The organism is Thomasclavelia sp. (genome assembly GCF_017889095.1).
Classification (GTDB): Bacteria; Bacillota_I; Bacilli_A; order Erysipelotrichales; family Coprobacillaceae; genus Thomasclavelia.
This window is the reverse complement of record NZ_JAGHEW010000078.1, coordinates 1-10,368: the sequence shown is the minus strand read 5'-3', so window position 1 is coordinate 10,368 and position 10,368 is coordinate 1. Positions and strand designations below refer to the sequence as shown.

Here is a 10,368-nt window from a genome sequence, read left to right as displayed (position 1 = left end):
GGTAGATAAAGTGTTGGAATTAATTGGCTGTAAAACTTTAAAAGAATCAATGAGTTTGGTTAAAAAACATGGAATTGTTTGTCATACGGGAGTATTAGGTGGTCAATATGCATTTAATCACTTTGATCCTATTAAAGATATTCCTAATGGTGTTTATTTAAGCTCATTTTATAGTAATTTTCCCACCCAGCAATTAATTGATGAAATGTTTGCTTTTATCAATGAAAATAAGATTGAGCCTGTTATTGGTAAGGTTTATGATTTTAATCAGATAGGCGAAGCTCATCAAAATATGGAAGAGCATAAAGTTATTGGAAAAAGTGTGGTATTGATCAAGGATTAGTGATTTGATATAAAATAAATATGTTGTATTGAAACATCTTAGATAATTTTCTAAGATGTTTTTATTAAAAAATATGTAATTTATTGGAAACTGCGGTATAATCTTTTAAGAAACGAGAAAGCGTTTCCAATAAGGGGGTAGTTTTAATGCAAGTTGATTTGCATATCCATAGTAATTATTCCGATGGCAGTGATACACCGGAACAAATAGTTAAACAGGCAAGAGAAAAGAAAATTAGTTTAATAGCCTTAACTGATCATAATACGATTGAAGGAATTGATGAATTTAAACAGACATGCTTAAAATATCAACAGCCATCATTAGCCGGAATTGAAATATCAACGAATTTACACGGTCATGAAATTCATCTGCTTTCATATTTTAATTTAGATAATGACTTTAATGATAAGCGCTTTATACCGTTAAAACAATTAATTGATGAATATAAAGCAATAAAACAACATCAAAACGAAGCAATATTAGAAAAATTGATTAATAGATATCCACAGCTTTCAATAGCTGAGTTTTATGAGTTTAGTAAAACGATATCTAAAAAACAAAATTTAAATCGAGTTCATATTGCTAAATATTTGGCCAATAAAGGGATCGTAGCTACATTTCAAGAAGCGTTAAATGATTATATTAATGAAGATGGTATCTTTTTTGTCGCTAAAGTACCAATTGATTTGTTTAAAGCAATCAAGATTGTTCATCAATGTAATGGAATTGCGATTATTGGTCATATTGGTGAATATGATCTTGGTGCTAAAATTAATGATTTTATTGATGAATGTTATCATCAAGGAATTGATGGTTTTGAATGCTTTCATCCATCTAATCAACGCTATGAAATTGATCTATTGTGGCAAATTAGTAAGAAATATCCTGATTTACTTTTAACGATGGGATCTGATTATCATGGTAAAAACAAACCTAATAATCTTTTAGGGAAACCATATTATGGTGAATTTGATGATGATCAATTACATAGGTTACAACAACTAGCTAAGAAACTGAAAAATTTAGATAAAATATTAAAATAATATGATATATGTATGACAATTTTGACAAACAAAGATTGTCATGATATGCTAAATGAAGTATAATTGGCATGTCATGGAGGGGTAATATGAAAAAGAATATCAGCAATGTTCAAAGAATGCGAAAAATAAAAAAGATTTTTAAAGATGCTAGAACATATTTTATGATCTTGCTTGCAATACCAACTATTTGGTTAATTTATCAGGTAGTTAGATATCGAATCTTGCCAACTAAATATATTGTTATTGCATTAGTATTACTAGCGTTATTATGGGTAGCAATGGTCTTAATGCAATATAAAAGTAAGAAAAAGCCAGTTAGAATCGTTGGTAAGGTATTAATTGTATTATTGTGTGCTGTTTTATTTGTTGGAAACTACACTTATATGCAAACAGTTGGTACACTTGGTAATGTATCAACAACTCAAGATACTGATGTTGTATCAGTGGTCGTTTTAAAAGATAGTTCTTATCAATATGTTGAGGATTTAAAAGGTAAAGTATTTTCAACTTTAGCTACTGAAGATGAATATGTTGACAAGATGGTTTCTACAATCAAAGCAACTAATGGTGAAACACCTGATGTTAAACGTTATCCAGGCGTGCTTACTTGGGTAAATGCTTTATATAGTGGTGAAGTTAGCTGTTTGATCATGAATGAATCTTATCGTGCGATTATTGAAGAAGATTATGAAAATTTCAGTGATGAAACAAGAGTTATTTATACTAAAAATTATGTAACTGAAGTTAATACAACTACTAATACTGATTTAACAAAAAATACATTTAGTGTTTATATTAGTGGTATTGATACTTATGGAACAATTAGTACGAAATCTCGTTCTGATGTTAATATGATCGTTACTGTAAATCCAACTACTAAACAAATATTACTTACTAGTATTCCACGTGATTACTATGTTCCGTTTAATGTTTTAGGCGGTAAACGTGATAAATTAACACATTCAGGATTATATGGGGTTGAAGAAACTAAGACAAATGTTGAAAATTACTTTGGTGTTGATATTGATTACTATGTTCGGGTCAACTTCACTAGTTTAATTGATATCGTTGATGCTATTGGTGGTATTAATGTTGATAATCCAAGAGCTTTTGGTCAATTTGCTCAAGGAAATATCCATTTAAATGGTACGCAGGCATTAACATTCTCTCGTGAAAGACATGCTTTTGCTGAAGGTGATAAAGAACGTGGTCGTAATCAAATGCGAGTAATTACTGGTATTATTAATAAAGTAATTTCACCATCAATTATTACTAATTACATGAGTTTATTAAATTCATTACATTCTACATTCCAAACTAATTTAACTGATGATCAAATGATCAGTTTACTTAGAATGCAAATTAGTGATATGAGTTCATGGAATATTGAAAGTATTAGTGTTGATGGAAATGGGGCTTCATTATATTCACCTATTTATGGATCTAATTTATATATGATGGTGCCAATTGATTCAACAGTAGAAACTGCAAAACAAAAAATTAATCAGTTATATTAGACAGAAGTTATTAAACTTCTGTTTTTTTGTTGTCTATTTCACTACCTTGTATTACAATATAGATAGAGGTATATTGCATTACAAGGTAGGTGGTTAGATGATACCTTCTCAAATGTTAAAAGGGATATTGGAAGGCTGTATTTTAGTGATTATTGATCAGGGTGATTTATATGGCTATGAAATAACGCAAAAGTTAGAACAATATGGTTTTGGTAAAATTTCTGAAGGGACAATTTATCCATTATTACTGCGTTTACAAAGAGGTGAATTAATTAGCTTTGAAATTAGAGAATCTAATCAGGGACCAAAACGCAAATATTATTATTTAACGGAAACGGGGAAAAGTGAATTAGAGAATTTTAAGAACAATTATCATGAATTAAATCAGGCGGTTAGTAAGTTATTAGAAGGGATGGATATTAATGAGTAAAAAGGTTAAGCAGTTATTGAAAGAAAATGCTTTATTGGAACGGGATTTAAATGAAGAAAATAATAATGTACTTACTGATATTGTATGTTATATTAGGTCGTTTCCAATTTCTTTAGAAAATCAAGAAAGAGTTAGAAAAGATATTGTTTTGATGCTTTTAAATGGTCAAAATAATAATTTAAATTCAACTGAAGTAATTGGTGATAATTATCAGGAGTTTTGCGATACTTTGATCAAAGAATTACCGTTATTAACCTATAAACAAAGAATAATTATTGCTTTTGGTAATTTATGTCTATATGTAGCAATAATGTCCGTAATTTTACTGGTCACTTCATTAATCGAAGATTTATTAGTTAGTAATCGATTAAATGTTAATATTCAAACATCGTTTTCATCGATAATTCAATTAGCTTTTATTATTTTTTTATCATTTGGCATTGTTGAATATATTTGTAAGAATTCATTTAATTCTTTTTCAAAGCGAAAAAAGATGTTTATTGTTTTGGGTGTTTTAGCGGTATTTTTGATAACTGTTGTTTTCTTATTGGTAATGAAAGATATTGTTTTAAAAATTAATTTATTTATCTGGCTTGGTTTTACACTTTTATTATTGATAATTCATCAAGTGATCGATAATTTATATCAATAAAAAATACTACAAAAACTGTAGTATTTTTATAATGTCAAAGATGGGGCGCTATATACGCGTTGTTTTAATTCGTTATCTAACATATACAAACCTTTAGAATCACTACCAAACAGATCATATTTATTGATCATATCATTAGCATTAGTTTCTTCTTCACATTGTTCTTTAATGAACCAGTCTAAAAACTGCATTGAACGATAATCCTTGATTTGAAAAGCAGCATCATAAATATTATGAATTAAACTAGTTACATATTCTTCATGTTCTAAACCAAAAACTAATGGATCTTTTAGGGTTTCACATTTTTTATCTGGCTTGGCAATCGTTTCTAAAGTAACAGGAACGTTGTTATTTTGTAGATATTGAATAAATAACATTGCATGGTCACGTTCTTCCTGTGCCTGGATTTGATACCAGTTGGCAAAACCATCTAATCCTTTATCTTTATAAAAGTTGGCAAAATCTAGATATAGATAGGCTGAGTAGAATTCTTTGTTTACTTGATCGTTTAATAATGTAATAACTTTATTATCTAACATTTTTCTTTCCTCCTAGTAAAAGTATAACGCTAATGATAGAAAATGTTAAATAATATTTTTATGATTTTGTTGTTAAAAAATGTCATTTAAAGAATTTTAATTATTAGATAAAGGGTTTTTATTTTAAATATGATAATGGTATAATGGTAAAGAAAGTGGGTGATTGATAATGTTATTAATATCCGCATTTACATTTAATTTGAATTCAATCTTTAATGTGATTAGAACTATTATTGATTTATTGTTGGTGTGGTATGTTATTTATTTATTAATTTCGGTATTGAAGCAAAATATGAGAACGATGCAACTGTTTAAAGGCGTTCTTTTGATCTTGATATTAAAACTAATTACTAGTTTCTTTGGATTAAGTGCGATGGACTATTTAGTTGATACAGTCTTAACCTGGGGCGTTGTTGCTGTTATCATTGTTTTCCAGCCGGAAATTAGAAGTTTACTAGAAAAAATAGGGCAAACAAAAAATGAAATTAAACATGATCGGATTTCTGATGATGAAAAAGAACGCTTGATGGACGAATTGGTTTTAGCGATTACAAAATTATCAGAAGATCAAACCGGAGCTTTAATCACTTTTGAGCGTAGTCATTCATTGATTGACTATATTAATACCGGTACTAAAATTAATGCTGATATTAAATCTGAATTATTTTTAACAATTTTTTGGGAAGGAACACCGTTACATGATGGGGCGACGATAATTAAAGATGATCGGGTTGTTTGTGCGGCGGCTTTTTATCCGCCTACTAATCAGGAGCTAAGCCCTTTATATGGAGCAAGACATCGGGCGGCTTTAGGAATTAGTGAAATCACAGATTCTTTAACGGTAGTTGTTTCGGAAGAAACGGGAACTATTTCATTTGCTACTAATGGAAAATTGCGTAAAATTCCCCGTAAAGAATTAAGAGCAAGTCTAGTTAATGAATTAGACTGGTTTAATTCTAAAGATAAGGATGGTGAGTAAATTGCCAAAGAAAGATAATCCTAAAAATCCAATCAAAAAGGATTCAACAACCGATTTCTTTTTGAATTTTATAACTAGACAAAAATCAGAACAAAAAAAAGAGGAAGATAAAAAAACGGCTAAACCAAAAAATTCGGATGATGGAATTAAAGTAACCGATAAGGCTTATGAAGCACTTTATCGAACTTTGAATTCAATCAATGCTTTTTTGGATCGAATGTTACAATCTAATTTTTCCATGCGGTTGTTATCATTTATGTTAGCAGTGATCTTATTATTTACAATCAATGGCAGTATTACAAATATTTTTTCAACCCCTAATGGTGGTGATTATTTATATGATGTGCCAATTGATGTTGAAGGCTTGCAAAGTGATTATGATGTCGTCGGTTTACCAGAAACAGTTAACGTTGCTTTAGTAGGACCGACATTAGATATTTATACTACTAAAATCACTAGTAATTATAATGTTTATGTTGATCTTTCTTCATTATCAGAAGGAGAACATACGGTTGAATTAAAAAGCGAAGGTTTTCCTAGTGACTTGCAAGTTATGATCGTACCACAAACAGTAACTGTTAAAATAACGCAAAAAGTAACTAAAACATTTGAATTAGGCTATCAATTTACTAATGAAGATAAAATGAATGAAAAATATTCAGTATCTGTTGAATCAATGGAACATAATGAAGTAGAAGTTCAAGGTTCTCAAGATAATATTGATAAAATTACTAGTGTAAAAGCAGTAATTGATTTAGATGGAGTTACTAAAAATTTTGATCAAAAAGCTAAGATTCATGCCTATGATCGCAGCGGTAAAGAAGTTGATGTTGATATTATTCCTAGCAGCGTTGAAGTTAACTGTGAAGTTTCTTCTTACAGTAAGGAAGTATCAATAATACCTCGCTATAGCGGTCAATTTGTAAATGGCTATGGTTTAGAAAGTATTTCATTATCAAAAGATAAAGTTAAAATATATGGTAAACAGGAATTTTTAAATAGTATTGATGAAGTTTATGTTGATATTGATATAAATGGACTTAGCAGTGATAAAAGTTATTCTAAACTAGCAATTCAGGGAACTGAAAATATTAATAAGCTAGAATTTAATACGATTGATGCTAATATTCGAGTTGGAAAAACGACAACGTCAACGATTTCCGGCATTCCAATCAATGTCATCAACAATAATAATAATTATGAAGTTATTTTTGCTGATGGCCAAAATACCGCTTCAGTTGAGGTAGAAGGCGTTGCAGATATGCTGTCAGAACTTACAATTAATGACTTTAATGCGACAATTGATTTAGAAAACTTGAAATCAGGCACAAATACTGCTAAAGTAAATTTAACCTTATCAAAGGGATATCTAACTGGAAGATTAGTTTCTCCAGAAAATATTACAATTACCTTAAAAAGACAATAGGAGGATATAAAAAATGGGTAAGTATTTTGGAACAGATGGATTTAGAGGGGAAGCAAATGTTGGCTTAACAGTTGAACATGCTTATAAAGTAGGGCGCTATCTTGGATGGTACTACTCACAAAATGGAGATCGTGCTAGAGTTGTTATTGGAAAAGATACTAGAAGAAGTTCATATATGTTGGAATATGCTTTAGTATCAGGATTAACAGCTAGTGGAGCTGATGCATATTTATTGCATGTAACAACGACTCCATCAGTATCTTATGTTGTTACTAGTGATGGATTTGATTGTGGAATTATGATTTCGGCTTCACATAATCCATATTATGATAATGGAATTAAAATCTTGGATTCTAACGGTTATAAAATGGATGCTAAAGTTGAAAATTTAATTGAACAATATATTGATGGTTTAACTGATGAAATTCCATTTGCAACTAAAGATCAAATTGGATGTGCTTTAGATTATTCAATTGGTAGAAATCGTTATATTGGCTATTTGATGTCAATTCCAACTAGAGCTTTTAGAAACTATCGGGTGGGATTAGACTGTGCTAATGGTGCCAGCAGTGCGATTGCTAAAAGTGTTTTCGATGCTTTAGGAGCTAAAACGTATGTAATTAATAGTGATCCAAATGGTTTAAATATTAATACTAACTGCGGTTCTACACATATTGAAGTATTACAACAATATGTAAAAGAAAATGCTTTAGATATTGGGTTCGCTTATGATGGTGATGCTGATCGTTGTATTTGCGTTGATGAATTTGGTCGCGTTGTTGATGGTGATTTGATTTTATATGTTTGTGGTAAATATTTAAAAGAACGTGGTGAATTAGCTAACGATACAGTTGTTACAACAGTTATGTCTAATTTAGGACTTTATAAAGCGTTTGATAAAGAAGGTATTAAATATGAAAAAACAGCCGTTGGTGATAAATATGTAAATGAAAATATGGTTAAAAACGGACATGTTTTAGGTGGTGAACAATCAGGACATATTATTTTCTCTAAACATGCAACTACTGGAGATGGTATCTTAACATCTTTAAAAGTAATGGAAGCTGTAATTGAAAGTAAACGTACAATTGCCCAATTAGCAGAAGCAGTTACTATTTATCCACAATTAATGAAAAATGTTCCTGTTCGTGATAAAAAAGAAGCTCAAGAAGATCCTGATGTAAGAGCAGTTATTGCTGAAGTTGAAGCTGATTTAGGTGATAATGGTAGAGTATTAGTTCGTGAAAGTGGAACAGAACCAGTTGTTCGTGTCATGGTAGAAGCTGATAGTGATGAAAAATGTCTTGTTAATGTTGGAAAAATTGTTAATAAGATGAAAGAAAAAGGCTTTGTCATCAAAAGATAAAATAACATAATATCACATAATATTGCCATATAATATGGCAATATTTCATATTATATTAAAAACGAGGTGAAATTTATGCAGTTTAGAATTAATATTATCGATGATGAAAAAAACTTAAATGACTTAGTGAGAACATATTTAGAAAAAGAAGGGTATATTGTTTATTCGTTTTATACTTATGATGAAGCATTATTACATAAAGATGACGATGTTCATTTATGGTTGATTGATATTATGTTAGATCGTGCTAGTGGATTCGAACTGTTTAATGAGATTAAAGAATGTCGGCCTAAAATGCCAATAATCTTCATGTCAGCTCGTGATCAAGAATTTGATCGAATCATTGGTTTAGAAAAAGGTTCTGATGATTATATAACTAAACCGTTTAATATTAAAGAAGTAATTCTTAGAATCAATAATTTAATTAAGCGTTCTTATGATGATCCTTCAAGAATCAAAATGGATGGTTATGATATTGATTTAGAAAAAAGAAGAGTATTTTATAATGGTGAAGAAATCGTTTTGACTACTAAAGAATATGATTTATTAGTATACTTTATCAACAATAAAGGACTTGCGATTTCTCGAGAACAAGTCTTAAATAAAGTTTGGGATGAAAACTACTTTGGTAGTGATCGGGTCGTAGATGATACATTAAGACGGTTAAGAAAGAAAATGCCAGAAATTAATGTACGAACTATCTATGGCTTTGGATATCGTTTAGACTAATGTTAAAGAAATATTCATTGCAGCGCCAGCTAATCATAATTTTTGTTTTAATTGCGATAGTAATAATTACAGTATTAGTTCCCTTAATTAATAAAAACTTAACAGGTGTTATTGATGATCAAATGTATGATACTTTAGAGGTGGCTCAAAAACGTTACATATATTATAATTATGATTATGGACCAATTGAAAATGCAAATTCTAAACAAATATACAATATGAAATATTATCCTGATGAAGGAACCTTGATTCATTCAAATAATATTTCCAATTCTGACGCTAAGATTTTATATAATGTCTTTGCTAAAGATTTGGCAATGGTGATAAAAAAAGATAAAGATTTATTACATGATAAAGGAACGGATTTTTCGGGGGATACAATTTATTATTTAATTACTAAATATGAAAATATCTATTATATTTCTTTGGTTTATAGTGATTATTCATCTGATTTAGTATCAGCTTTCCAGCAACAAGTTATCAACATAATGTATCTAGCACTAGCTATAGTGGCAATTGTTGTATTTGTCTGGGTAAGTACATTGATAAAACCATTACGTCAAATTACTAAATATATTGAAAATATTCGTAATGATAAAGAAAGTGAATTAAAGATTGAACGTGGTGATGAAATTGGAATTGTATCAAGTTCTTTAGTTACGATGAAAGAAGAACTTGATAAGCAAAATAAGATCAAAGAAGAAATGATCCATAATATTTCTCATGATTTAAAAACACCAATTGCTTTAATTAAATCTTATTCTCAAAGTGTTAAAGACGATGTTTATCCTTATGGTGATAAAAACTCATCAATGGATGTTATTATTGAAAATGCTGAACGATTAGATAATAAAGTTCGTAGTCTATTATATTTAAATCGTTTAGATTTTATTAGTGGTGAAAATATTGATAGTGAAGTTGATATGAAAGAATTGATCGATCATATTGTTTTACAGCTTCAAGGGATGCATCCAGAGATTAAAATTGAAAGTGATCTAGCTTTTGTAACTTTTAAAGGCGATGAAGAATGCTGGCGAATCTGTGTTGAAAATATTATTGAAAATGCCTTTAGATATGTAAAAAGTAGAATTAAAATAGAATTAAAAGCTAATTATTTAGAAATATATAACGATGGTGAACCAATTGACAGTGATGATATCGATGCTCTGTTCCAGCCGTATGAAAAAGGAACCAAAGGACAATTTGGTTTAGGGTTATCAATTGTTTATAAAACATGTACGATGTACGGCTTTAAAGTAAAAGCTATAAATCATGATGTTGGTGTAAGTTTTATTATTAGTAAAGATTCTAAGTAGAAGTATCTTTGTGATACTTCTTTTTTTT

At 29.4% G+C, this 10,368-nt stretch carries 11 protein-coding genes; 10 read left to right on the top strand and 1 reads right to left on the bottom strand.

From position 1 onward, the window contains the following. The 5 genes from J7M77_RS03490 to J7M77_RS03470 form a co-directional block, all read left to right on the top strand. The coding region (locus tag J7M77_RS03490; RefSeq protein WP_296876046.1) for a zinc-binding dehydrogenase at positions 1-343 on the top strand (343 nt) is incomplete at its 5' end. A gap of 146 nt (positions 344-489) precedes the next feature. Then, complete coding sequence (locus J7M77_RS03485) at positions 490-1,386, top strand: PHP domain-containing protein (protein ID WP_296876044.1); 897 nt, start codon at positions 490-492, stop codon at positions 1,384-1,386. Between the two features lie 86 nt (positions 1,387-1,472). Next, positions 1,473-2,903 (top strand): LCP family protein, encoded by a 1,431-nt coding sequence (locus tag J7M77_RS03480; RefSeq protein WP_296876042.1) that lies wholly within the window; start codon positions 1,473-1,475, stop codon positions 2,901-2,903. 97 nt (positions 2,904-3,000) lie between these two features. Continuing rightward, positions 3,001-3,333 carry a PadR family transcriptional regulator gene (locus tag J7M77_RS03475; protein WP_296876040.1) on the top strand — a complete coding sequence of 111 codons (333 nt, stop codon included), beginning with the start codon at positions 3,001-3,003 and terminating at the stop codon, positions 3,331-3,333. Continuing rightward, complete coding sequence (locus tag J7M77_RS03470) at positions 3,326-3,985, top strand: hypothetical protein (protein WP_296876038.1); 660 nt, start codon at positions 3,326-3,328, stop codon at positions 3,983-3,985. The genes J7M77_RS03475 and J7M77_RS03470 overlap by 8 nt, the downstream gene beginning before the upstream one ends. A 26-nt stretch (positions 3,986-4,011) precedes the next feature. On the opposite strand, the gene J7M77_RS03465 is transcribed toward J7M77_RS03470, so the two are convergent. Further along, a complete protein-coding gene (locus tag J7M77_RS03465) occupies positions 4,012-4,524 on the bottom strand; it encodes a ferritin (protein WP_296876036.1) in 513 nt (170 codons plus the stop codon). A 169-nt stretch (positions 4,525-4,693) separates the two neighbouring features. Between J7M77_RS03465 and cdaA the strand changes: the two genes are divergently transcribed. From cdaA to J7M77_RS03440, 5 genes are all read left to right on the top strand, one after another. Then, positions 4,694-5,503 (top strand): diadenylate cyclase CdaA, encoded by an 810-nt coding sequence (cdaA, locus tag J7M77_RS03460; RefSeq protein ID WP_296876034.1) that lies wholly within the window; start codon positions 4,694-4,696, stop codon positions 5,501-5,503. Further along, positions 5,496-6,929, top strand: coding sequence for a CdaR family protein (locus tag J7M77_RS03455; RefSeq protein ID WP_296876032.1), 1,434 nt, complete (start codon positions 5,496-5,498; stop codon positions 6,927-6,929). Before cdaA ends, J7M77_RS03455 begins: the two co-directional genes overlap by 8 nt. Before the next feature lie 13 nt (positions 6,930-6,942). After that, positions 6,943-8,295, top strand: a complete 1,353-nt coding sequence (gene glmM, locus J7M77_RS03450; RefSeq protein ID WP_296876030.1) for a phosphoglucosamine mutase — start codon at positions 6,943-6,945, stop codon at positions 8,293-8,295. 75 nt (positions 8,296-8,370) lie between these two features. Then, positions 8,371-9,024 (top strand): response regulator transcription factor, encoded by a 654-nt coding sequence (locus tag J7M77_RS03445; protein ID WP_296876028.1) that lies wholly within the window; start codon positions 8,371-8,373, stop codon positions 9,022-9,024. Beyond that, positions 9,024-10,340, top strand: coding sequence for a HAMP domain-containing sensor histidine kinase (locus tag J7M77_RS03440; protein WP_296876025.1), 1,317 nt, complete (start codon positions 9,024-9,026; stop codon positions 10,338-10,340). The genes J7M77_RS03445 and J7M77_RS03440 overlap by 1 nt, the downstream gene beginning before the upstream one ends. The last annotated feature ends 28 nt before the right edge of the window (positions 10,341-10,368 follow it).